This is a genomic window from Frigoribacterium sp. Leaf263 (assembly GCF_001422285.1).
Taxonomy (GTDB): Bacteria; Actinomycetota; Actinomycetes; order Actinomycetales; family Microbacteriaceae; genus Frigoribacterium.
In genome coordinates this window covers 728,822-751,958 of the sequence record NZ_LMMO01000003.1, presented here as the reverse complement: position 1 = coordinate 751,958, position 23,137 = coordinate 728,822, and the positions used below count along the sequence as shown (strand labels likewise).

22 protein-coding genes are annotated in these 23,137 nt (G+C 70.9%); 7 read left to right on the top strand and 15 right to left on the bottom strand.

The window, feature by feature from the left end; translation table 11 throughout:
- Positions 1–83 precede the first annotated feature (83 nt).
- Both ASF17_RS07480 and ASF17_RS07475 read left to right on the top strand, forming a co-directional pair.
- On the top strand, positions 84–830 hold the full coding sequence (locus tag ASF17_RS07480; RefSeq protein WP_082475141.1) for an SDR family oxidoreductase: 747 nt from the start codon (positions 84–86) through the stop codon (positions 828–830).
- Positions 831–989: 159 nt separating this feature from the next.
- On the top strand, positions 990–2,321 hold the full coding sequence (locus ASF17_RS07475) for a hypothetical protein (protein ID WP_055797284.1): 1,332 nt from the start codon (positions 990–992) through the stop codon (positions 2,319–2,321).
- 49 nt (positions 2,322–2,370) lie between these two features.
- Here ASF17_RS07475 and ASF17_RS07470 read toward each other — a convergent pair whose 3' ends face one another.
- Positions 2,371–3,738: a glycosyltransferase family 9 protein gene (locus ASF17_RS07470; RefSeq protein WP_082475140.1), complete on the bottom strand. Its 1,368-nt coding sequence runs from the start codon at positions 3,736–3,738 to the stop codon at positions 2,371–2,373.
- Positions 3,739–3,880: 142 nt separating this feature from the next.
- Between ASF17_RS07470 and ASF17_RS07465 the strand changes: the two genes are divergently transcribed.
- The 5 genes from ASF17_RS07465 (at position 3,881) to ASF17_RS07445 (ending at position 9,471) form a co-directional block, all read left to right on the top strand.
- Positions 3,881–4,885, top strand: coding sequence for an aldo/keto reductase family protein (locus ASF17_RS07465; RefSeq protein ID WP_055797281.1), 1,005 nt, complete (start codon positions 3,881–3,883; stop codon positions 4,883–4,885).
- 183 nt (positions 4,886–5,068) lie between these two features.
- Entirely contained in the window at positions 5,069–6,691 is a 1,623-nt protein-coding gene (locus ASF17_RS07460) for an aldehyde dehydrogenase family protein (RefSeq protein ID WP_200913447.1), read from the top strand.
- 5 nt (positions 6,692–6,696) lie between these two features.
- Entirely contained in the window at positions 6,697–8,292 is a 1,596-nt protein-coding gene (gene rfaE2, locus ASF17_RS07455; protein ID WP_055798459.1) for a D-glycero-beta-D-manno-heptose 1-phosphate adenylyltransferase, read from the top strand.
- The gene (locus ASF17_RS07450; RefSeq protein WP_082475139.1) at positions 8,289–9,260 is read left to right on the top strand and encodes a glycosyltransferase; all 972 of its coding nucleotides are present in this window, start codon (positions 8,289–8,291) and stop codon (positions 9,258–9,260) included. Before rfaE2 ends, ASF17_RS07450 begins: the two co-directional genes overlap by 4 nt.
- A 16-nt stretch (positions 9,261–9,276) precedes the next feature.
- A complete protein-coding gene (locus tag ASF17_RS07445) occupies positions 9,277–9,471 on the top strand; it encodes a DUF2795 domain-containing protein (protein ID WP_055797278.1) in 195 nt (64 codons plus the stop codon).
- 85 nt (positions 9,472–9,556) lie between these two features.
- On the opposite strand, the gene ASF17_RS15520 is transcribed toward ASF17_RS07445, so the two are convergent.
- The 14 genes from ASF17_RS15520 to thrS form a co-directional block, all read right to left on the bottom strand.
- On the bottom strand, positions 9,557–9,733 hold the full coding sequence (locus ASF17_RS15520; RefSeq protein WP_156357339.1) for a hypothetical protein: 177 nt from the start codon (positions 9,731–9,733) through the stop codon (positions 9,557–9,559).
- A 121-nt stretch (positions 9,734–9,854) separates the two neighbouring features.
- On the bottom strand, positions 9,855–12,143 hold the full coding sequence (locus tag ASF17_RS07440; protein ID WP_304437738.1) for a RelA/SpoT family protein: 2,289 nt from the start codon (positions 12,141–12,143) through the stop codon (positions 9,855–9,857).
- Positions 12,144–12,239: 96 nt separating this feature from the next.
- Positions 12,240–12,587 (bottom strand): rhodanese-like domain-containing protein, encoded by a 348-nt coding sequence (locus ASF17_RS07435; protein WP_326934175.1) that lies wholly within the window; start codon positions 12,585–12,587, stop codon positions 12,240–12,242.
- A complete protein-coding gene (gene secF, locus ASF17_RS07430) occupies positions 12,584–13,579 on the bottom strand; it encodes a protein translocase subunit SecF (RefSeq protein WP_055797275.1) in 996 nt (331 codons plus the stop codon). The genes ASF17_RS07435 and secF overlap by 4 nt, the downstream gene beginning before the upstream one ends.
- Entirely contained in the window at positions 13,579–15,372 is a 1,794-nt protein-coding gene (gene secD / locus ASF17_RS07425) for a protein translocase subunit SecD (protein WP_055797272.1), read from the bottom strand. The genes secF and secD overlap by 1 nt, the downstream gene beginning before the upstream one ends.
- A 91-nt stretch (positions 15,373–15,463) precedes the next feature.
- On the bottom strand, positions 15,464–15,877 hold the full coding sequence (gene yajC, locus ASF17_RS07420) for a preprotein translocase subunit YajC (protein ID WP_055797270.1): 414 nt from the start codon (positions 15,875–15,877) through the stop codon (positions 15,464–15,466).
- 80 nt (positions 15,878–15,957) lie between these two features.
- Complete coding sequence (gene ruvB, locus ASF17_RS07415) at positions 15,958–16,983, bottom strand: Holliday junction branch migration DNA helicase RuvB (protein ID WP_055797268.1); 1,026 nt, start codon at positions 16,981–16,983, stop codon at positions 15,958–15,960.
- Entirely contained in the window at positions 16,980–17,594 is a 615-nt protein-coding gene (ruvA, locus tag ASF17_RS07410; protein WP_055797265.1) for a Holliday junction branch migration protein RuvA, read from the bottom strand. Before ruvA ends, ruvB begins: the two co-directional genes overlap by 4 nt.
- Positions 17,591–18,184, bottom strand: coding sequence for a crossover junction endodeoxyribonuclease RuvC (ruvC, locus tag ASF17_RS07405; RefSeq protein WP_055797262.1), 594 nt, complete (start codon positions 18,182–18,184; stop codon positions 17,591–17,593). The genes ruvA and ruvC overlap by 4 nt, the downstream gene beginning before the upstream one ends.
- Before the next feature lie 9 nt (positions 18,185–18,193).
- Entirely contained in the window at positions 18,194–18,958 is a 765-nt protein-coding gene (locus ASF17_RS07400) for a YebC/PmpR family DNA-binding transcriptional regulator (RefSeq protein WP_055797259.1), read from the bottom strand.
- Positions 18,959–18,995: 37 nt separating this feature from the next.
- Positions 18,996–19,619: a pyridoxal 5'-phosphate synthase glutaminase subunit PdxT gene (gene pdxT, locus ASF17_RS07395; protein WP_055797254.1), complete on the bottom strand. Its 624-nt coding sequence runs from the start codon at positions 19,617–19,619 to the stop codon at positions 18,996–18,998.
- Entirely contained in the window at positions 19,609–20,523 is a 915-nt protein-coding gene (pdxS, locus tag ASF17_RS07390) for a pyridoxal 5'-phosphate synthase lyase subunit PdxS (RefSeq protein WP_055798450.1), read from the bottom strand. Before pdxS ends, pdxT begins: the two co-directional genes overlap by 11 nt.
- Positions 20,524–20,536: 13 nt before the next feature.
- On the bottom strand, positions 20,537–21,139 hold the full coding sequence (locus ASF17_RS07385; RefSeq protein ID WP_055797251.1) for an HIT family protein: 603 nt from the start codon (positions 21,137–21,139) through the stop codon (positions 20,537–20,539).
- Between the two features lie 2 nt (positions 21,140–21,141).
- On the bottom strand, positions 21,142–23,127 hold the full coding sequence (gene thrS, locus ASF17_RS07380) for a threonine--tRNA ligase (protein ID WP_055798447.1): 1,986 nt from the start codon (positions 23,125–23,127) through the stop codon (positions 21,142–21,144).
- Positions 23,128–23,137 lie beyond the last annotated feature (10 nt).

Below are 23,137 nucleotides of genomic sequence, written 5' to 3'. Positions count from 1 at the left end.
ACCCGCCGCGACCGGCACCCGCCCTCGAACCCGCATCGCGTCGCGCACACCGTGACGTCGTGCACCCACCGGAAGGAACCACCATGACCACGACCGACCCGACCACCGTCCCCACGCCCACCGAGGCGCGGGCCGCCCGCCGAGGCCCCGGACGCGTCCTCGTGACGGGCGGCGCCAGCGGCCTCGGCGCGGCCGTCGCCCGTGCCGTCCACTTCGCCGGAGGCACTCCGATCGTGGTCGACCTCGTGGTCGACGGCGTCCCCGAGGGGATCGACGCGCACCAGGTCGACGTCTCGGACTCGAGGGCCGTCGAGGCGGCCGTGATCGCCGCGGCCGCGGCGCACGGCGGTCTCGATGCGGTCGTCACGGCCGCCGGCATCGACACCCCGGCGCCCCTCGACGGCATCAGCACGGAGACCTGGGAGAAGATCGTCGCGGTCAACCTCCTCGGCACGGTGTCCACCGTCCGGGCGGCCCTCCCCCACCTCCGCGAGTCCCGCGGGCGCGTGGTGACGGTGGCCTCGTCGCTCGGCATCAAGGCCGTGGGCGACGCGACTGCGTACTGCGCGTCGAAGTTCGGGGTCGTCGGCTTCACCCGCTCGCTGGCGGCCGAGCTGAAGGGCGTCGTCGGCGTGACGACGCTCATCCCCTCCGGCATGAGGACCCGCTTCTTCGACGCGCGCGACGAGCAGTACAAGCCGCAGGACGACTCCCGTCTGCAGGACCCGGCCGACGTCGCCGACGCCGTGCTGTACGTGCTCGGCATGCCCGCGACGAGCGAGATCCGCGAACTCGTCGTCACCCACCCCGAGGAGGACAGCTGGCCCTGAGCGCCACGCGTCTGGGACACGATGCGGAGCACCCCGGGCCGGCGCCTCGCCGGGCCACACCACGGGGGCCGCGAGAGGGCGTCCGCGCGACCAGCCGACATGCGATGTGTAGCATTCTGATCAGCGTGCCACTCCGGCACGCCTGATCCAAGGAGCACCATGCCCCCCAAGAAAGCCTGCCTCGCGACGATCGGCGCCACCGGCGTCGTCCTCGCCTCACTCGTGGCCGGCCCGGCGTTCGCCGCGCCCGCGCCGACCGCCGGCACCGCCACCGCGGCCGCCACCGCCGAGGAGGGCCGCGTCGCCGTCCCCGTCCTCACCGCCACCCAGGTCAGCAGCGGCCTCCTCGTCGTCGACGTGCAGGGCACGCCGAACTCGATGGTCGACTTCACCTACGACGACGGCCAGAACCGCCGCGTGCTGCTCGACGAGTCGGGCCACAACACGATCCAGCTCGGCATCGCGAACGGCCGCGCGTACACGTTCCAGATGACGGCGACGCTCTTCGACGACGAGAACCGGGTCGTCGACCGCGTCGACTTCGAGTGGAGCGTCGACCCCCGCGAGGTCGCTCCCCCGACCGACGACTCGCCGGCCGACCCCGGTGCGGGCCTCGTGACGTACGACGTCACGTCGATCGGGCACGACTACGCGCAGGTCGTCCTCACCGGCCCGGCCGGCAAGAGCTACGGCGTCGTCGACGCTCACGGCCGCTGGGCCGGCAGCGGCGTGTTCTCGTCGGCGGGCACGGACAACATCAGCCTGTACGTGCCCGCGGGCGTGGTGACCCGGTACACCCTCGAGCTCAGGGAGAACTACGAGGTCGTCGACAAGGCCGACATCGTGATCGACCGCACGGCGGGCGACCCCGTCACGCCGACGCCCGAGGTGCCGGTCGAGCCCGAGCTCCCCGTCGAGCCGGAGACCCCGGTCGAGCCCGAGCAGCCCGGCACGCCCGGTGACGCCCGCGCGTCCTTCGAGATCACCAGCGTCGGGCAGGGCTACGCCCAGGTGGCCCTCACCGGACCGGCCGGCGCCAACTGGGGCGTCTCCGACGCCGACGGCCGCTGGGCCGGCGGCGGCCGCTTCGGCGCCTCGGGTACCGACCGCGTGTCGCTGAGCGCCCCGGCCGGCGAGCAGACGTCATACACGCTCGCCCTGCGCGAGGACTACACCGTGGTCGAGAGCCACGAGATCGTCATCGACCGCGTCGGCGACGTCGAGCAGCCCCCCGTGGTGCCCGTCACGCCGACGCCGGGCGAGGTCGTCGTCGGCGAGATCCGCGACGGCGTCGCCTCGGTCTCGATCACCGGCCCGTTCTTCGGGGCCTACCTGGTGCACGACGCGGCGGGCGACTGCGTCGCCGGCGGTCGCTTCGAGGGCTACCGCAGCACGATCCGGGTCCCCGCCCCCGCCGGCGTCGTGTCGACCTACCAGCTCACGATGATCGGCGTCGACGGCCCGGTCGAGTTCTCGGTCGACGCCCGCTAGGCGTCACCCCGACCCCGTCGACGGCCCGCGCCCCGGGCCGTCGGCGGGGTCAGCCCCGCAGGCCGTACGTCGGGTCGACCTGCGTCCCCCCGGGGCGGGCCGCCGTCTCGGCGACCGGTTCGCCCCGGGCCGGGCCCGGGGCACCGTCCCCGGCGTCGTCCCCGTCGACGACCTCGCGCCCGTCGAGGTCGCACTCGACGACCTCGCGCTCGTCGTCGTCGCACTCGACGGCCTCGCGCTCGTCGAGGTCGCACTCGACGGCCTCGCGCTCGGCCCGTTCCCCGCGGTCGGCGAGCACCCCGTCGAGCACCTCCCGAGTGTTCTCCCACATCTCGTCGAGCGTGACGGCGTCGACCACGCTCGCGTCGTGCTCGCAGCGCTCCGCCGTCCACCCGACCTGCGTGATGTCGACGCCGCAGACGGGGCAGGCCGTGGTGAACGCCATGGCGACGCGGTGCAGGGTGCGGCCGAGGGCACCCGCGTTGATCACGTTGCCGAACCAGAACACCGAGCTCGTCGCCGTGCCGACGGCCTCCGCCACGTGCCGCGGACCGCTGTCGTTCCCCACGAAGGCGTCGACCGACGCCAGCACCCCGACGAGGTCGGAGAGGCTCAGCCGGCCGGCGAGCGAGCCCACCAGGGAGGCGCGGCGCGGCTCCCGCGCGCGCGCCACGGCCACGATCCGGTCGGCCAGGGCGACGTCCTCGCCTTCGCCGACGACGACGACCCGCACGCCGTGGTGCGCGAGCCGGGCCGCGAGGTGACCGAAGCGGTCGGGCGACCAGCGCCTCCTCGGGTCGCTCGCCCCGGGATGGAGGGCGACCACCGGCCGGCCGTCACCGTCGGGGCCCGAGCGGCCGAGCAGCTCGGCACCGCGCTCGAGCTCGGCCGGGGTCGGGGCCAGCACGGTGCCTCCGGCGGGGGCCGCCCCGACGAGCGCGACGACCTCGAGGGCCCGCAGCACCTCGTGCTGGTAGTAGACGTACGGGATCGTGCGCTCGAGCGGCACCGCGTCGGAGGTGCGGGTGCCGATCGTGTGCCGTGCCCGGAGCCGCAGCAGGAAGGGGTTCGAGTTGCGGCCGCCGCCGTGCACCTGCACCGCGAGGTCGTAGCCCCGGGCGCGGTGCCGCGCGACGAAGCGCTCGGTGGCGGCGTCGTCGACCTCGGTACCCGACGCATCGCCCACGCCCGGCACGACGGGCAGCACGTCGACCTCGTCGACGACTTCGGGCCGGCCCGCCAGGAGCGCACGGTGCACGGGCGACCCCAGCAGGGTCACCGAGGCGCCCGGGTAGCTCGCCCTCAGCGCGGCGATCGCCGGCAGGGCGAAGACGAGGTCGCCGAGCCCGCCGCCGCGCAGCACGGCGATGCGCCGCACGTCGGGGAGCGTCTCGCCGAGCGGCGGGAGTCCGGGCACGGGCCGACGTCGTTCGCAGCTCACGGTGATCCTCTCTCTGTCGATGCTCCCGTGCCCGCCGACACGCGTCGCCAAACCACGGTGTGCGGACTACCGTGCACGGCGGCGCGCATCGGAGCGCGCCCGACAAGGAGCACACCCCATGGAATTCAGGTACCTCGGCAACTCGGGCCTCAAGGTCTCCGAGCTCACCTTCGGCAACTGGCTCACCCACGGCTCGCAGGTCGAGAACGACACGGCGGCCGCCTGCGTCCGGACCTCCCTCGACGTCGGCATCTCGACGTTCGACACCGCCGACGTCTACGCGAACACCCAGGCCGAGGTCGTGCTCGGCGAGGCCCTGAAGGGCGAGCGGCGCGAGTCGGTCGAGATCTTCACCAAGGTCTACGGCCCCACCGGCCCCAAGGGGCACAACGACACCGGGCTCAGCCGCAAGCACATCACCGAGTCGATCAACGCGTCGCTCAGGCGGCTCCAGACCGACTACGTCGACCTCTACCAGGCGCACCGCTACGACGTCGAGACGCCCCTCGAGGAGACGATGGAGACCTTCGCCGACCTGGTGCGCCAGGGAAAGGTCCTCTACATCGGCGTCTCGGAGTGGAACGCCGAGCAGCTGCGCGAGGCGCACGCCCTCGCCCGCGAGCTCAAGATCCAGCTCGTGTCGAATCAGCCCGAGTACTCGCTGCTCTGGCGCGTCATCGAGGAGGAGGTGGTGCCGACCTCGAAGGAGCTCGGCATCTCGCAGATCGTCTGGTCGCCCATCGCCCAGGGCGTGCTGACCGGCAAGTACGCGAAGGGCGCCGCCCTGCCCGAGGGCAGCCGCGCGACGGACCAGAAGGGCGGCGCGGCGATGATCGAGCGCTGGATGCGCGACGACGTGCTCGACGCGGTCGCCCAGCTGAAGCCCATCGCGGACGACCTGGGCCTCACGCAGGCTCAGCTCTCCCTCGCCTGGGTGCTCTCGAACGAGAACGTCGCCTCGGCGATCATCGGCGCCTCGCGCCCCGAGCAGGTCGAGTCGAACGCGAAGGCGTCGGGCGTCACGCTCGAGGCCGACGTGCTGTCGAGGATCGAGTCGATCTTCGAGGGACTCGCCGAGACCGACCCTCGGAAGACGCAGATGCCGGCCGGTCGCGAGGCGTAGCCGGACCGAGGAGGCGCGGGTCGACGGGGCGGGATCGCCCACCCGACCCGCGCCTCCTGCGTGCCGTGCCGGCGACGACGCGGATCGTGACGTGTGAGGCCGACCCTGCCGGGGTAGGGCAGGGGCACCGACACGAGAGGACGCCCTCATGAGCACCTTCGCCCCCAGCACCCCGGTGCCGATGTGAGTCGCCCGACGACGGGCCCGACCGGTCTCGCCGAGCGGGCCCCGCACGCCGTCCCGGCGGCGGCGGTCGGCACCGGCACCGGCACCGGCACCGGCACCCTGACCGTGCTCGACCCGCGCGACGACTCGTTCGTCGGCAGCGTCGTCGAGGCCGGCCGCGAGGAGGTCGCCGACGCCGTGCGCCGGGCCCGGTCGGCCCAGGATGCCTGGATGCGCACCCCGGCGGCGGACCGCGGGGTCCTGCTGCACGCGGCCGCGACCGCGCTCCGTGAGCGTGCGGACGAGATGGCGGCACTGAACGGACGCGAGACCGGCAAGCCCTTCGACGACGCTCTCGGCGGCGTGCTCGCCGGCGCCGACACCCTGCGTCAGTACGCCGAGATCGGTCCTCTGCACCGCGGCCGCAGTCTCGTGGGTGCTCGCGACGCGGCCGACTTCACCATCGATCAGCCCCGAGGCGTCGTCGCGGTCATCACGCCCTGGAACGACCCCGTGGCGGTCGCGTGCGGTCTCATCGGCGCGGCGCTCGTCACGGGCAGCACCGTCGTGCACAAGCCGAGCGAACGCTGCCCGCACGTGGGCCGCATGCTCGGCGAGGTCCTCTCCGGAGTCCTGCCCCCCGAGGTGCTCATGACGGTCTCCGGAGGCGGCGCGGTCGGCGCCGCCCTCACCGAGCAGCCCGACGTCGACGCGATCGCGCACGTCGGCTCCACCGCGACCGGCCGCCGCATCGCCCGCGTCGCCGCCCTCACCGGCGCCCATGTCGTGCTCGAGAACGGCGGCGATGACGCCTTGATCGTCGACGCGGGCGTCGATCCCGTGTGGGCCGCCGAGCAGGCCGCCGTCGGCGCGTTCGCCAACGCGGGTCAGATCTGCACGAGCGTCGAACGCGTCTTCGTGCATCGCGAGATCGCGCCGGCGTTCGTCGAAGCCCTGGCGGCCGAGGCGACGCGTCGCAACGGACGGCACGAGCTCGGCCCCCTCGTCGACCGTCGGCTCCGCGACGAGGTGCAGCGCCAGGTCGACGAGGCCCTGGCGAGCGGCGCCTCCGCCCTCGTGGGCGGCGCCGTGCCGTCGGGGCCGGGCGCGTGGTACCCGGCGACCGTCCTGGTCGACTGCGGTCCGAGGATGACGATCATGCAGGAGGAGACGTTCGGCCCGGTCGCGCCCGTGCAGGTGGTCGCCGACTTCGACGAGGCCCTGGCCCTCGCCTCGGCCGACCGGTACGGACTCGCCGCGACCGTGCTCACGGGCTCGATCGCGAACGCCAACCGCGCCGTGGCCGAGCTGCCGGTGGGCACGGTCAAGATCAACGCCGTCTTCGGCGGGGCCCCCGGCGGCTCCGCCCAGCCTCGCGGAGAGAGCGGGGCGGGCTTCGGCTACGGGCCCGAGCTGCTCGACGAGATGACCCTCACGAAGGTGGTCCACTACGGCTCCCCCGTGCTGACCGCGACCGGCAGGGCGCCGACCGACGAGGTCGCGGTCGATGCCGGACCCGGCCGGACCCCGCATCCCCAGGACCCGGCCGAGGGCGGAGACCCGGACGCCGAGGGCGCGTCAGACGCCGAGGGCGATGACCAGCCCCGGGTGCATCCCGGGCAGCCCGCGGAGGGCGGGTGATCGGCATGCCGGTCGACCTGACGAGGGTCCGCGGACTGAGTCCCGACGTGGTCCGCGCGCTGCGCGAGACGGCCCCGGTGGTGAGCGTCGTCGGCGATCTCATGCTCGACGGCTGGTGGCAGGGCACGACGGAGCGCATGACGCGCGAGGCCCCCGCGCCCGTCGTCGAGGTGGCGACCCGACGGTACGTGCCCGGAGGAGCCGCCAACACGGCGGTGAACCTCGCGGCCCTCGGTGCGCGCGTCCGGGTCGCGGGTCTCGTCGGCGACGACGACGCGGGTCGGCGTCTCACGGCCCTTCTCGCGGCCCACGGCGTCGACACGACGGGTGTCGTCCGCGTGCGCGGCCTGACGACCGTCGCGAAGAACCGCGTGCTCGTCGACGATCAGGTGCTCATCCGGCTCGACGACCTCGCGACCGAGCCCCCGCCTGCCGAGGCTCTGGACCTGCTCGCCGAGAACGCGTCGGCGCAGTCGCACGGCGCCGACGCCGAGCTCGTCTGCGACTACGGCTCCGGCGCCCTCACCGGGGCCGTGCTCGACGCCCTCGTCGCGCGAGAGCGGAGCGGGCGTCCGGGCCTGGTCGTCGTCGATGCTCACGACCTGCGGCCCTGGGCGCGCCTGCGTCCGGACATCGTGACCCCCAACGCGGCCGAGACGGCCGCGCTGGTCCCGCTCTCCGTCGGCGACGCCGTCCCGAGCGACGAGCGCGTGGCCCGCGTCACCGGCGCAGCGGATGCGCTGCTCGACGCGACCGACGCCGCGGCCGTCGTCGTCACGCTCGATCACGACGGGACCCTCACCCTCGCGAGGGATCCCCTCGACGTGACGACCGCCTCCTCGGTCTCCGCCGCCGAGGACGAGGCCGACCCGGACGCCGCGGACCACCCCCGGCAGGAGGCGCGGGTACGGCATCGCACCTGGGCCCGGCGCGCGCGCGAGCGGCAGGCCTCCGGCGCCGGGGACTCGTTCGTCGCGGCGCTCACCGTGGCCCGCGCCGCGGGTCTGCCGCTCACGACGAGCGTCGATCTGGCTCAAGCGGCCGCGGATGTCGTCGTGCAGCGCTTCGGCACCTCCGTCTGCTCGACCGACGACCTCCTCATCCACCTCGACCGCACGGGCGATCTCCTGCTGCCGGCCGACGACCTCGCCCGGCGACTCGACGACGAACGCGCCGCCGGTCGCCGCATCGTCCTCACGAACGGCTGCTTCGACGTTCTGCACCGGGGGCACACGACGTACCTGACCCAGGCGAAGCAGCTGGGTGACGTGCTCGTGGTCGCGCTGAACGACGACGATTCGACCGGCCGGCTGAAAGGCCCCGACCGACCGATCAACGCCCTCGCCGACCGGGCCGGAGTCCTCTCGGCGCTCAGCTGCGTCGACTACGTGACGTCGTTCTCGACCGACACGCCCATCCCCCTGATCCGGCGGATCCGCCCGGATCTCTACGCCAAGGGCGGCGACTACACGCCGCAGATGCTCGAAGAGACCTCGGCCGTGCTCGAGGGCGGCGGCGAGGTGCGGATCCTCGACTACGTCGCCGACCACTCGACGACAGGCCTCGTCGAACGCATCCGCGGCGCGGGGAGCGCTCCATGACCGTCAGCAGACGCTGGTCGGGTGCGTGGGCCTCGTCGGCGGTCGTCGACGAGGGAGCCGCGCCTCCGGTGCCCCCCGCGATCGACGTGCTCGTGCCCACGGCCGACCGACCGGCCGAGCTCGCCGTCACTCTCGCCGGCCTCGCCGCGCAGGACGACCCGCCCTTCTCGGTGGTGATCAGCGACCAGTCGACGGGAGAGCCCGACTGGGCCGCACCCGCCGCGCAGGCGATGCTGCGGGTGCTGCGAGCCCAGGGCCGTCCCGTCTCCACCCACGTGCACCACCCGCGGCGGGGGCTCGCCGAGCACCGGCAGTCGCTGCTCGAGCGGGCCACTGCGCCCGCCGTGCTGTTCCTCGACGACGACGTGTGGCTCGAACCCGGCACCCTCACCCGACTGCACGACGCTCTGGAGCGACTCGACTGCGGCTTCGTCGGGTCGGCCGTCCAGGGGCTGTCGCATCTCGGCGACGTGCGGCCTCAGGAGCGCGAGGCGTTCGAACTCTGGCCGGGCCGCGTCGAGCCCGAGCGCATCCGGCGGGGCGGCCCCGGCTTCGAGCGATGGCCGCTGCACAACGCGGCCAACCTCGCCCACGAGGCCGCGAGCCTCGACCTCGAGCCGGGTGACTGGGCGGCGTATCGGGTCGCGTGGGTGGGCGGCTGCGCGCTGTACCGCCGAGAGACGCTGCTCGAGGTCGGAGGCTTCGACTTCTGGGACGAGCTGCCGCCCGATCACGCGGGCGAGGACGTCGCCGCGCAGTGGCGCGTGATGGAACGCCGAGGAGGCGCGGGCATCGTCCCCAGCGGAGCCGTCCACCTCGAGGCGCCCACCACCGTGCCGCACCGAGACGTCGAGGCGACCGACGTGGTCGACCTCGACCGTCTCGTCGGATCCGACCGGCCGGAGAAGCCGGTGGGCGCCGACGGGACCGAGCGGCCGGTCGACTCCGACCGGCTGACCACGAGATGAGAAGAGAGAGACCGTCATGGCCGATACCCCGAACCCCATCCAGATGCAGAAGTACCTCAGCGGCATCGACTACCCGGTGTCGAAGGACGACCTGATCGCCGCCGCCGAGGACCAGGGCGCCCCCGATGACGTGATCGAGGCGCTGCAGGGGCTGGAGGGCGATTCGTTCGACGCTCCGACCGCGGTCAGCAAGGGCGTCGCCGACGAGTGAGCGCCGTCTGACACGCCCCGCCCGGGGTGCCGCGCACGGCCTCGGACCTCGGACCTCGTCTGAGGTCGTGCGCGGCGGTCCCGGCTCAGACCTGGTCGGGCGAGGGGGTGGTGCCCGCGGCGGGCTCGTCCGCCTGGACGTCGTCGTCGACGTCGCCGTCCGCGTCGAGGTCGTAGTCCTGGCCCTTCAGGGCCTGGTCCCACTTCTTCCCGTCGTCGGCGTCGGCGTCGCTGCTCTGGAACTCCAGGGGCTCGTCTCTCATGCTGTCCTCCTCGTGTCGGGATCCGCACCGCCCGATCGGGCGCTGCCCGCCCCACGGTAGGCCGCTCCAGGGCCCGCGTCCCGGTCGGACCCGACGAGTCGCACCGGGCGGAGTCGAGGAGTCAGCCGGCGCTGACCCGGTACACGTCGTACACGGCGTCGATGCGTCTGACCGCATTGAGCACCCGGTCGAGGTGCGTGGTGTCGCCCATCTCGAAGACGAACCGACTGAGTGCCAGCCTCTCGTCCGACGTCGAGACGCTCGCCGACAGGATGTTGACGTGATGCTCGCTGAGGACGCGCGTCACGTCGCTCAGGAGGCCGCTGCGATCGAGCGCCTCGATCTGGATCTGCACGAGGAACACGCTCTTCGACGACGGCGCCCATTCGACGTCGATCATCCGCTCCGGCTCGTTCATCAGGCTCTGCACGTTGTGGCAGGTGGCCTGGTGGACGCTGACACCCTGACCCCGCGTCACGAAGCCCACGATCTGATCACCGGGGACGGGCGTGCAGCACTTCGCGAGCTTCACGAGGATGTCGGGCGCCCCTCGTACGAGCACGCCCGAGTCGCTGTTGCGCAGCGGGCGCGTGGCTCCCTTGCTCGGGAACTCGAACTCGCCCTCCTCGACCTCGTTCTGCTGCTGGACGGCCGAGAGGATCTTCTCGATGACCGATTGCGTCGACAGGTGGCCCTCGCCGACGGCCGCGTACAGACTCGACACGTCGTCGTAGCGCAGCAGGGCGGCGACCTCGGCGATGCTGTCCTGGTTCATGAGCTTCTGCAGGGGCAGGTTCTGCTTCCGCATCGCCCGGGCGATGGCGTCCTTGCCCTGCTCGATCGCCTCGTCGCGGCGCTCCTTGGTGAACCACTGCCGGATCTTGTTCCGGGCCCGGGGGCTCTTGACGAACATGAGCCAGTCCTGGCTCGGACCGGAGTCGGGATTCTTCGACGTGAAGACCTCGACCACGTCGCCGCTCGACAGAGCGCTCTCGAGCGGGACCAGTCGGCCGTTGACCTTGGCGCCCATGGTCCGATGCCCGACCTCGGTGTGCACCGCGTACGCGAAGTCCACCGGGGTGGCGCCCGACGGCAGCCCGATGACCTTGCCCTGCGGCGTGAAGACGTAGACCTCCTTCGCGCCGATCTCGAAGCGCAGGCTGTCGAGGAACTCCCCCGGGTCGGCCGTCTCGGCCTGCCAGTCGGAGATGTGGGCGAGCCAGGCCATGTCGGTGTCGGTCCGGGCACCGGTGGCCGACTCGTCACGGCCCCCGTTCATCCGCTGCTTGTACTTCCAGTGTGCGGCCACGCCGAACTCGGCCCGCTGATGCATCTCGTGCGTGCGGATCTGGATCTCGACGGGGCGGCCCTTCGGGCCGATGACCGTCGTGTGCAGCGATTGGTACAGATTGAACTTGGGCGTGGCGATGTAGTCCTTGAACCGGCCCGGGATGGGGTTCCATCGGGCGTGGATCGAGCCGAGGACGGCGTAGCAGTCACGCAGCGAGTTCACGAGCACGCGGATCCCGACCAGGTCGTAGATCTCGTCGAACTCCCGCCCGCGGACGATCATCTTCTGGTAGATCGAGTAGTACTGCTTGGGGCGACCGACGACGTCGCCGCGGATCTTCGTCGACTTGAGATCCGACTTCACGGCGTTGATGACGTTCTGGACGAACTGCTCGCGCTGAGGAGTGCGCTGCTTGACGAGATTGTCGATCTCGACGTAGAGCTTCGGGTGCAGAACCGCGAACGAGAGGTCCTCCAGCTCCCACTTGATCGTCTGGATGCCCAGCCGGTGCGCCAACGGCGCGTAGATCTCGAGGGTCTCGGTCGCCTTGCGGGTGGCGGACGCGCTCTCGACGAAGCCCCACGTCCGGGCGTTGTGCAGTCGGTCGGCCAGCTTGATGACCAGGACGCGGATGTCCTTCGACATGGCGACGACCATCTTGCGGACGGTCTCGGCCTGCGCGCTGTCGCCGTACTTCAGCTTGTCGAGCTTCGTGACGCCGTCGACGAGCATCGTGATCTCGTCGCCGAAGTCGCTCTGCAGCATCGCGAGCGTGTAGTCCGTGTCCTCGACGGTGTCGTGCAGCAGCGCGGCGGCGATCGTCTTGGAGCCGATGCCCAGGTCGGCGAGGATCTGCGCGACGGCCACCGGATGCGTGATGTACGGCTCGCCGCTCTTGCGCAGCTGCCCCCGATGCGCCTTCTCGGCCACGGAGTACGCGCGTTCGATGATGACGAGATCGGCCTTGGGATGGTGCATGCGCACCGTCTTGACCAGACGGTCGACGGCGCCGGCGGGCTGGCTGCGGGAGAACAGCCGCGGGAGCAGCGTGCGGAGCGACGCCGTCCCTCCGGCCGGCTCGGTCGAGGAGGCGCTCTGGCTGGTGGTGATCTCGGTCACGGACGACCCTCGCTCTCGTGGTCGCGGGCGTCTCCGCCTGCGGGGTGCTGCCGCGTCGTGACGCGGAGCCGACAGGGCAACGCTACTCGCTCGGCGTCAGTCGACCGACGCCGGTGAGCCGTTCTCGGAACGGAGTTCGCCGTCGGCGTCCCGCCACGCCAGCATGCCGCCCTCGACGTTCACCGCGTCGATCCCGGCGCGACGCAGGGCTGCGGTGGCTCGGAGGGAGCGCATCCCCGCATGGCAGACCACCAGGACCTGCTCATCGGTGGGGATCTCGCCCAGCCGATCGCCGAGCTCGGACAGAGGGACGAGGGTCGCCTGGGGCGCGTGGCCCGCGTCCCATTCGGACTGCTCGCGGACGTCGATCAGTCGTGCACCGCCGTCGGCGCGTTCGATGGCCTCGGCGGCGGTGATGCCGGGCAGGTCGTCGATCGGGCTCACTGCGCCTCCACCAGCGTCGTGTCGGAGGACTCCGTCTTGCGGGCATCGCGCTTGGCGATCTCCGGCTCACGGAGTCGGAGCGTGGCGTACAGAGGCGAGGCGATGAAGATCGTGGAGTACGTGCCGACGAGGATGCCGATGAACAGGGCCAGCGAGATGTCGCGGAGTGTGCCGGCACCGAGCACGAACGCTCCGATGAAGAGGATCGCCGCGACGGGCAGCAGGGCGACGACGGACGTGTTGATCGACCGGACGAGCGTCTGGTTGATCGCCAGGTTGATGGACTGGCCGAAGGTGCGGCGAGATCCCTCGCCGTCTTCCGTGGTGTTCTCGCGGATCTTGTCGAAGACCACCACCGTGTCGTAGAGCGAGTATCCGAGGATCGTCAGGAACCCGATGACCGCGGCCGGGGTGACCTCGAAGCCGACGATGCCGTAGATGCCCGCCGTGAGCACGAGGTCGTGCAGCAGGGCGGCCATCGCCGCCAGCGACATCTTCCAGGTGCGGAAGTAGAGGGTCATGCCGATCGCGGCGAGGATCAGGAAGATCACGAGACCCTTGATCGCCTGACCGGTGATGTCCGCACCCCACGACGCCCCGATGAACGACGAGGTGACGCGATCGTCGGGTACGTCGTAGGCGGTGGCGAGGGCGGCGGCCAGGTCGTTCGTCTCGGCGGCCTCGAGCTGCGACGTCTGGACGCGGATGGTGTCCGTGCCGACCTGCGTCACGCGGGGGTTCGAGTCGGGCACGACCTCCTCGACCGTCTCGGCGGCGAGGTCCTGGTCGAGCTCGGCGGGCTGTGCGATCTGGAACTCGGACCCGCCCGTGAACTCGATGCCGAAGTGGAAACCGCCGCGCAGGAACGGGACGGTCACCGAGATCAGGATGACGAGCGCTGCGATCCAGTACCAGGTCCGGCGTCGTCCGACGATGTCGTACGAGCGGGACCCGGTGTAGAGGTCGTTGCCGAACTTCGAGAAGCTGGCCATCAGGAGTTGGTCCCTTCGTCGCCGGACGCGTCCGCGCCCGGTCGGGTGTTCTTCTCGGCGGCCTTGCGCTCGGCGATGGTCTGGCGGATGACCGCCTCGCGTCCGCCGGCCTTCTTGCGGCTGCTCACGACCACGGGCTCGCGGAAGCGCGCCCGACCCCGGTACACGGCACCGAGCGCCTTCGGGTCGAGTCCGCTGAGGCGGTGGCCGTCGCCGAAGAAGCGGGTGCGGGCGATCAGCTGCAGCATGGGGTGGGTGAACAGCGACACGACGATGAGGTCGATGACCGTGGTGATCCCGAGCGTCAGAGCGAAGCCCTTGACGTTGCCGACGGCGAGGATGAACAGTGTGATCGCCGCCAGGAAGTTGACCGTGTCGGACGCGATGACGGTCCGGATGGCTCGCTTCCAGCCCGACTCGACGGCGTTCTCGAGGATGCGCCCGTCGCGGAGCTCGTCACGGATGCGCTCGAAGTAGACGATGAACGAGTCGGCCGTGATGCCGATGGCGACGATGAGCCCGGTGACCCCCGCCAGCGAGAGTCGGTACCCTTCGCGCCAAGACAGGATGGCGATGACGAGGTAGGTCAGTGCCGCGGCGATGATCAGCGACAGCACGGTCACGAAGGCCAGCGCCCGGTACTGGATCAGCGAGTAGATGACGACGAGGATCAGACCGATGAGCCCGGCGATCAGACCGCTGACGAGCTGGGTCTGACCGAGCGTCGCCGTGATCGTCTCGTTGCTCTGCACGGAGAAGCTGAGGGGCAGGGCGCCGAACTTCAGCTGGTCGGCCAGCGCCTTCGAGCTGTCCTGGGTGAACTGACCGGTGATCTGCGCGCGACCGTCGGTGATCGCGGCATTGGCCGACGGGGCCGTGATGACCTGGTTGTCGAGGGTCACTGCGAACTGGTTCTGAGGTGCCTGCAGGGTCACGAGGCGCGAGGTCACGTCGGCGAACTGGTCGCTGCCCTGGCCGTCGAACTCGAGATTGACCGCCCAGGTGTTGGTGGAGTTGCCCTGCGAGTCGGTGGCGAGCCCGTTCGTCGCGTCGCTGATGTCGCTGCCCTCGACCTCGACGGGACCGAGGATGTACTTGGCGGTGCCGTCGGTGGAGCAGGTCACGAGCGGCTCGTCGTCGGGCGCCGTGGCCAGTTCGTTGTCGGCCGCGCAGTTGTAGTTCTCGTAGACGTCGGCCAGCTGCGGCGTGATCCAGGCGAGGTCCGAGCCGTTCGTGGGAGACGCCGTCGGCGTGCTCTCGAGATCGGGGTTCGGCGTGTAGGGCTCGGTCTCCGACCCCGGCTCGGCGCTGGCGCTCGGGCTGGCGCTGGCGCTGGCGCCGTCGGCCTCGCCGCCGACCTCGGCGCTCGACGCGGCACCGGTGAACAGCACCGGGCGGAACGACAGCTTCGCCGAAGCCTCGATGCGCTCGAGCGTCGCGTTGTCGGGCCGCCCCGGGATGGAGACGACGATGTTCTGACTGCCCTGCTTGGTGATCTCCGACTCGGAGACCCCGGCCGAGTCGATGCGCTGCCGGATGATCGTCACGGCCTGATCGAGCTGCTGGCTCGAGACCGTCTCGCCGTTCTGCAGCTGGGCGGCCAACGTGATCTGGGTTCCGCCCTGGAGGTCGAGGGCCAGCTCGGGGACCCAGCTCGCGCCGTTCCACCAGCCCTCCCGACCGGAGTCGTTCAGCACGGTCGCCGTGCCGTTCAGCGCCGTCAGTCCGGCGATGATCACCAGGAGCCAGGTCAGCGAACGGATGGCTTTCTTCACCGGGGTCGAACGTGCCACGGAGGAACTCAGCTTTCTCATGGGAACGCGCGCCCGACAGGGGCGCGCGCGAGTCGGTCCCGGTCGTCAGTGCACGACCGGGAGGACGGGATCAGGCGGTGGGCTTGTCGGAGTCCTTGGCGGTCGACGTCTCGATGCGGGGCTCATCGGCACGCTCGCCGTAGACGGGCGAGTCGAGCGCGGGGTCGGATGCCACGACGGGACGGTCGTCGTCGACGACATCGTCATCGGCCACGGTCTCGTCGACCGGGTCGACGACCCGCCCGAGGGTCTGACGATGCACCTTGACGATCGTGCCCGGAGAGACCTCGACCTCGGCGACGTTCGTCTCGTCGTCGATGGAGACGACGGTTCCGTAGAGACCGAACGTGAGCATGACCTCGACGCCGGGGACCATCTTGCGCTGGAGCTCGGCCTGCTGGCTGTCGCGCTTGCGCTTGTTGCGGAACATGAAGAAGACGAGGACCACCAGAAGGAGGACCATGATGACTGTTGTGGCGTCCATGCGGAACTGCCTTTCGAAGCTCGTGGTGTGAGGGCGACGGCGACGGGGACTAGCTCGCCGCGCCGACTGGCCTGGAGGAATTATAGGTCATCGCCGAACAGGCCCCCTGAGTCGCGTGTCAGGCCGAAGTGCCGGTAGGCCTCGGGCGTCGCGATGCGACCCCGGGGCGTCCTCGTGACGAGTCCGACGCGGACGAGGAACGGCTCGACGACGGACTCGATCGTGTCCGCCTCCTCGCCGACCGAGACCGCGAGGGTGTTGAGTCCGACCGGCCCGCCGTCGAATCGGCGCAGGATCGTCGACAGGACCTCGCGGTCGAGGCGGTCGAGCCCCAGATCGTCCACGTCGTAGAGCGCGAGCGCCTCCTGGACGGTCGCGAGATCGGCGGGACGGTCGTGGACCAGCGCGTAGTCGCGGACACGCCGCAGGAGCCTGTTGGCGATGCGGGGCGTGCCTCGGCAGCGGCCGGCGATCTCGGCGAGGGCACGTCCGTCGATGCCGACGCCGAGCAGCGAGGCGGCACGCCGGAGCACCTCGGTCAGTTCGGCCTCGTCGTAGAACTCGAGGTGCGCGGTGAAGCCGAAGCGGTCGCGGAGGGGGTTGGGCAGCATGCCGCTGCGGGTGGTGGCGCCGACCAGGGTGAACGGCGCGAGCTCGAGAGGGATGCTGGTCGCGCCCGCGCCCTTACCGACCATGATGTCGATGCGGTAGTCCTCCATCGCCAGATACAGCATCTCCTCGGCGGAGCGGGCCATGCGGTGGATCTCGTCGATGAAGAGCACCTCGCCGGGCACCAGCGCCGAGAGGATGGCGGCCAGGTCGCCGGCGTGCTGGATCGCCGGACCGGAGGACATGCGCAGGGGCCGCGAGCTCTCGTGGGCGACGATCATCGCGAGGGTCGTCTTCCCGAGTCCTGGCGGGCCCGCCAGCAGGATGTGGTCCGGAGAGCGGTTCTGCATCTCGGCCGCCTTCAGCAGCAGCTGCAGCTGTCCCCGGACCTTGGTCTGACCGACGAACTCCGCGAGGGACGCGGGGCGCAGCGCACCCTCGAAGGCCAGCTCGGTCTCGGACTCGATCGTGGCTCGGACGACGTCGTCGCCGGTCACGACCGTGCCGCCGACGGCTTCTGGGGTCCGAGGCGGCCGAGTGACGCCCGGAGGAGCTGCGGGACGGTGAGGGAGGTGTCGGGGCCGGTCTCGGTCAGGACGTCGTCGATCGCGCTCTGCGCCTCGCGCTCGACCCAGCCGAGACCGACCAGCGCCACCAGGACGTCGGAGGCGGTGGTCGTGGCCGCGGTGACGCTCGGCGCCGACGGGGCGACGACGAGCTTGCCGGCGAGCGACAGGACGATGAGCTTGGCGGTCTTCGGGCCGATGCCCGAGACCCGCCGGAACGCGGCGTCGTCCTCGTCGAGCACGGCCTGGGCGATCTGCGTCGGGGTGAGCGTCGCCAGCACGCCCTGCGCCGACTTCGGGCCGACGCCCGTCACTCCGCGGAGGAGGTCGAACACCTCGAGCTCCTCCAGCTCGAGGAATCCGAACAACGAGAGGTCGTCCTCACGGACGATGAGGGTCGTGAAGAGCCTCGCGGTGTCGCCGACGTGCACCGTGAGGGCCACCTGGGGCGTGACGCCGACCTTGAGGCCGACTCCCCCGACCTCGATGACGACCGACCCTCCGGAGGCGGACAGGACGGTGCCACGGACGCTGGAGATCATGCGCCCAGCCTAGGAGCCCGCGAGGACTTCTCGGCGTCCCGCCACGCCCGCTGCGCAGGGGTCAGTCGACCCGCGGCGGCCGGCCCGGCGGGGTCCGCTCCCGGCCCCATCCCGTCGCGGCGCCAGGCATGGCAGATCGCCAGGGCGAGGGCGTCCGCGGCGTCCGCGGGCCGGGGCGCCTCGGCGAGACCGAGCAGGCGCGCGACCATCGCACCCACCTGCGCCTTGTCGGCGGATCCGTAACCGGTCACGGCCGCCTTGACCTCGGACGGCGTGTGCAGGGCGACGGGGATCGACCGCTCCGCCGCCGAACGGAGGGCCAGACCGCTGACCTGAGCCGTCCCCATGACGGTGCGGAGGTTGTTCTGCGCGAAGACGCGCTCGATGGCCATGGCATCAGGACGGTGCTCGTCCACGAGTTCGTCGATGCCGCGCCCGATGGTCAGCAGCCGCCGTTCGAGCGGCGCGTCGGCCGCGGAGCGGATCACATGGACGGCCACCAGAGTGGGGCGTCGCGTCGCGTCGACCTCGATGATCCCCACCCCGCAGCGGGTGAGCCCGGGGTCGATGCCGAGCACCCGGAGCGTCACCGTCGACTGCTATTCGTCGTCGTCGTCGAGCACGGACTGGACGTCGGCCGGGACGTCGTGGTTCGCGTAGACGTTCTGGACGTCGTCGTCGTCGTCGAGGGCGTCGATGAGCCGGAAGACCTTGCGCGCCGTCTCCACGTCGACCTCGATCTTGAGCCCGGGCACGAACTCGATGTCGGCGGAGTCGTAATCGATGCCGGCTTCCTGGAGCGCCGTGCGGGCAGGGACGAGGTCGGAGGCCTCGGTCACGATCTCGAACCCCTCGCCGCGGTCGGTGACCTCCTCGGCTCCGGCGTCGAGGACCGCGGCGAGCACGTCGTCCTCCGAGAGGTCGCCGTTCTTCATGACGGCGATGACCCCCTTGCGGCTGAAGTTGTAGGCGACGCTGCCCGGGTCGGCCATCGTGCCGCCGTTGCGCGACATGACCGTGCGGACGTTCGCCGCGGCACGGTTCTTGTTGTCGGTGAGGCACTCGATCAGCAGGGCGACGCCGTTGGGGCCGTAGCCCTCGTACATGATGGTCTGGTAATCGACGCTCTCACCGCTGAGACCGGCACCGCGCTTGATGGCCCTGTCGATGTTGTCGTTGGGGACGGAGGTCTTCTTGGCCTTCTGGACGGCGTCGACGAGCGTGGGGTTCCCCGACATGTCGGCCCCACCCTGTTTGGCCGCGACCTCGATGTTCTTGATGAGCTTGGCGAACGACTTCGCCCGTCGGCTGTCGATGACGGCCTTCTTGTGCTTCGTCGTTGCCCACTTGGAATGCCCGGACACGGTGCTCCTTCAACTGCTGGCGGAAATCGGGACGAGTCTACCGCGACGCCCAGGCGCGGGCCTTGTCGAGGAAGTACGCGTGGAACCGGTAGTCGTTGGTCACCTCGGGATGGAACGACGTCCCGAGCAGGTTGCCCTGCTCGACGGCGACCACACGACCGTCGTCGAGGACGCCGATCGCCGTCGCCGCCGGCCCGACCTCGTCGACGACGGGGGCCCTGATGAAGACGGCGTGCACGGGTGGTCCGCCGATGACCGGGACGTCGAGGTCGGTCTCGAAGGAGTCGTTCTGGTTGCCGAAGGCATTGCGGCGGACGGCCACGTCGAGGCCGCCGAGACTGCGCTGCCCGGCGATGCCGTCGACGATGCGGTCCGAGAGCATGATCAGCCCCGCGCACGTCCCGTACACGGGCAGACCCGCGTCGATCGCGTCTCGCAGCGGCTCGGCCAGGTCGAACATGCGCGTCAGCTTGTCCATGACGCTCGACTCGCCCCCGGGGATGACGAGTCCATCGACGTCAGCCAGCTCGGATGCCCGGCGGACGGGTACGGCCTGGGCGCCCAACGATGTCAGGACACCCAGGTGCTCCCGGAAATCGCCCTGGAGTGCGAGGACCCCGACCCGCGGTGACGTCGAACCGGTCGTGGTCTTACCAGCCACGCTCGGCGAGACGGTGCGGCGCAGGCAGATCGGGCACGTTGATGCCGACCATGGCCTCGCCGAGGCCGCGGGACGCGTCGGCGACGACCTGCGGGTCGTCGAAGAACGTGGTCGCTTTGACGATCGCCCGGGCGCGCTCGGCCGGGTTGCCCGACTTGAAGATGCCGGACCCGACGAAGACGCCGTCGGCACCCAGCTGCATCATGAGCGCGGCGTCGGCGGGGGTGGCGACCCCACCCGCGGTGAAGAGGACGACGGGGAGCTTGCCGGTCTCGGCGATCTCCTTGACGAGCTCGTACGGAGCCTGGAGCTCCTTGGCGGCGACGTACAGCTCGTCGGTCTTCAGCCCCTGGAGCTGGGCGATCTCCTTCGAGATGGTGCGGATGTGCTTCGTCGCCTCGGAGACGTCGCCCGTGCCGGCCTCGCCCTTGGATCGGATCATGGCCGCGCCCTCGGTGATGCGACGCAGGGCCTCTCCGAGGTTCGTCGCGCCGCAGACGAAGGGGACGGTGAAGTTCCACTTGTCGATGTGGTTCACGTAGTCGGCCGGGCTGAGCACCTCGGACTCGTCGATGTAGTCGACGCCGAGCGTCTGTAGGATCTGCGCCTCGACGAAGTGCCCGATCCGGGCCTTGGCCATGACGGGGATCGAGACGGCCGCGACGATCTCGTCGATCATGTCGGGGTCGCTCATGCGGGCGACTCCCCCCTGGGAGCGGATGTCGGCCGGGACGCGCTCCAGAGCCATGACCGCGACGGCCCCGGCGTCTTCGGCGATCTTCGCCTGCTCGACGTTCACGACGTCCATGATGACGCCGCCCTTCAGCATCTCGGCGAGACCGCGCTTGACGCGGTCGGAGCCTGTGGTGGCGGACGAGGTGGGGGCGGGGGTCGTGTCGCTCATGATGGCGTCCATTCTAGGCCTGTTCGGATGAGGTGGTCGCCGACGTCGCCGGGCCCGTCGCCGGGCCCGTGGGCGGGGCCGGCCAGGCCTCGGCCACGGCCACCCGCACGTCGCCGAGCAGCTGAGTGATCGCCTTGGTCTCGGCGATGATCGGGAAGAAGTTCGAGTCGCCCCCGTAGCGCGGCACGACGTGCTGGTGCAGATGCTCGGCGATGCCGGCGCCGCCGACCCTGCCCTGGTTCATGCCGATGTTGAAGCCCTGAGCCCGGGACACCTCGGTCAGCACGCGCATGGCGGTCTGGGTCAGCCAGGCGATCTCGGCCACCTCGTCGGGGGTCGCCAGATCGTAGGTCGCGACGTGCCGGTACGGGCAGACGAGCAGATGGCCGGGGTTGTAGGGGAACAGGTTGAGCACGACGTAGGCGTGCCGCCCCCTCGCCACGATGAGCGCTTCGGCGTCGGACTTCGACGGCGCCTCGCAGAACGGGCAGTCGGTGTCGTGGGCGCCCTGCCCCGCGCCGACGTAGACGGCGCGGTGCGGTGTCCAGAGTCTCTGGAAGGCGTCCGGCACCCCGGCGAAGTCGCCCGAGGCCTCCGGGGCCACGGGGTCGTCCATCGTCAGACCTGCGCCTTGCTCGAGATCGCCTCGAGGATCTTCGCGATCGCGTCGTCGACCGGGACGCCGTTCTCCTGCGTCCCGTCGCGGTAGCGGAAGCTGACGGCTCCGGCGGCACGGTCCTCCTCGCCGGCGATCAGCTGATACGGGACCTTGGACTTCGTGTGCGTGCGGATCTTCTTCGGGAACCGGTCGTCTCCGTGGTCGACCTGCGCGCGGACGCCGGCGTCTCTCAAGCGCCCCACGACGCCGTCGAGGTAGTCGCCGTACTCGTCGGCGACGGGGATCGCCACGACCTGGACCGGCGACAGCCACACCGGGAACGCCCCGGCGTAGTGCTCGGTCAGCACCCCGAAGAAGCGCTCGATGGTTCCGAAGAGGGCGCGGTGGATCATGACCGGCCGCTGCCGGGTGCCGTCGGCGGCCGCGTACTCGAGATCGAAGCGCTCGGGCAGGTTGAAGTCCAGCTGGACGGTCGACATCTGCCAGGTGCGCCCGATGGCGTCGCGGGCCTGGACGGAGATCTTCGGCCCGTAGAAGGCCGCCCCGCCGGGATCGGGCACGAGGTCGAGCCCGGACTCCTCCGCCACCTCGCGGAGCGTCGCCGTCGCGGTCTCCCAGATGTCGTCGTCGCCCACGTACTTCTCGGGGTCCTTCGTCGAGAGCTCGAGGTAGAAGTCGGTGAGGCCGTAGTCGCGGAGCAGGGACAGCACGAAGTCCAGCGTGCCGGTGAGCTCGTCTTTCATCTTGTCGCGCGTCGTGAAGATGTGCGCGTCGTCCTGGGTCATGCCCCTGACCCGGGTGAGGCCGTGGATGACGCCGGACTTCTCGTTGCGGTAGACCGTGCCGAACTCGAAGAGGCGCAGCGGCAGATCGCGGTAGGAACGGGGCTGCGACCGGTACGCCAGGATGTGCATCGGGCAGTTCATCGGCTTCAGGTAGTAGTCGGCCCCCTGACGCGTGATCTCGCCCTCGTCGTTCCGCGCCTCGTCGAGCTTCATGGCGGGGAACATGCCGTCCTTGTACCAGCCCAGGTGGCCCGAGGTCTCGAACAGGCTCGCCTTCGTGATGTGCGGCGTGTAGACGAAGTCGTAGCCGGCCGCCTCATGGCGCTTGCGCGAGTAATCCTCCATCTCGCGACGGATGATGCCGCCCTTGGGGTGGAAGATCGCGAGGCCCGAACCGATCTCGTCGGGGAACGAGAAGAGGTCGAGTTCGACGCCCAGCTTGCGGTGGTCGCGCTTGGCGGCCTCCTCGAGCCGGGACTGGTACGCGCGCAGCTCGTCCTTCGTGGGCCAGGCCGTGCCGTAGATGCGCTGCAGCTGCGGGTTCTTCTCGGAGCCCCGCCAGTAGGCGGCGGCCACGCGCATCAGCTTGGTGGCGTTGCCGAGGAGGCGCGTGCTCGGCAGGTGGGGACCGCGGCAGAGGTCGTACCAGACGACGTCGCCGGTCTTGGGGTCGACGTTGTCGTACACGGTGAGCTCGGCGCCGCCGACCTCCACGGACTCGCCGTCGTCGCCGATCTCGTCGCTCGAACCGCCCTTCAGCCCGATCAGCTCGAGCTTGTAGGGCTCGCCGGCGAGCAGCTCGCGCGCCTCGGCGTCGGAGACGACGCGGCGCCGGAAGCGCTGGCCCTGCTTGATGATGCGCTCCATGCCCTTCTCGATCGCCTTCAGGTCGTCGGGGGTGAAGGGCTCGGCGACGTCGAAGTCGTAGTAGAAGCCGTCGGTCACGGGCGGGCCGATGCCCAGCCTGGCGGCCGGGTTGATGGCCTGGACGGCCTGGGCCATGACGTGCGCGGCGGAGTGCCGGAGGATCGAGAGGCCATCGGGCGAGCCGATCAGCACGGGTTCGGCGACGTCGCCGGCGTGCAGCTCCGACGCCATGTCGAGCAGCACGCCGTCGACCCGGACGGCCACCACGGACCGGTCGGTGAAGACCTCGAATCCCGTCGTCGTCTCGGTCACCTCGACGGGCTGGACGGCGATCGCTGCGGGT

Bases quoted from the DNA above. Each gene is read 5' to 3' on its own strand.
- ASF17_RS07480 (WP_082475141.1), top strand. From the start codon at position 84: ATGACCACGACCGACCCGACCACCGTCCCCACGCCCACCGAGGCGCGG.
- ASF17_RS07475 (WP_055797284.1), top strand. From the start codon at position 990: ATGCCCCCCAAGAAAGCCTGCCTCGCGACGATCGGCGCCACCGGCGTC.
- ASF17_RS07465 (WP_055797281.1), top strand. From the start codon at position 3,881: ATGGAATTCAGGTACCTCGGCAACTCGGGCCTCAAGGTCTCCGAGCTC.
- rfaE2 (WP_055798459.1), top strand. From the start codon at position 6,697: ATGCCGGTCGACCTGACGAGGGTCCGCGGACTGAGTCCCGACGTGGTC.
- ASF17_RS07450 (WP_082475139.1), top strand. From the start codon at position 8,289: ATGACCGTCAGCAGACGCTGGTCGGGTGCGTGGGCCTCGTCGGCGGTC.
- ASF17_RS07445 (WP_055797278.1), top strand. From the start codon at position 9,277: ATGGCCGATACCCCGAACCCCATCCAGATGCAGAAGTACCTCAGCGGC.
- ASF17_RS15520 (WP_156357339.1), bottom strand. From the start codon at position 9,733: ATGAGAGACGAGCCCCTGGAGTTCCAGAGCAGCGACGCCGACGCCGAC.
- secF (WP_055797275.1), bottom strand. From the start codon at position 13,579: ATGGCCAGCTTCTCGAAGTTCGGCAACGACCTCTACACCGGGTCCCGC.
- yajC (WP_055797270.1), bottom strand. From the start codon at position 15,877: ATGGACGCCACAACAGTCATCATGGTCCTCCTTCTGGTGGTCCTCGTC.
- ruvA (WP_055797265.1), bottom strand. From the start codon at position 17,594: ATGATCTCCAGCGTCCGTGGCACCGTCCTGTCCGCCTCCGGAGGGTCG.
- pdxS (WP_055798450.1), bottom strand. From the start codon at position 20,523: ATGAGCGACACGACCCCCGCCCCCACCTCGTCCGCCACCACAGGCTCC.
- ASF17_RS07385 (WP_055797251.1), bottom strand. From the start codon at position 21,139: ATGGACGACCCCGTGGCCCCGGAGGCCTCGGGCGACTTCGCCGGGGTG.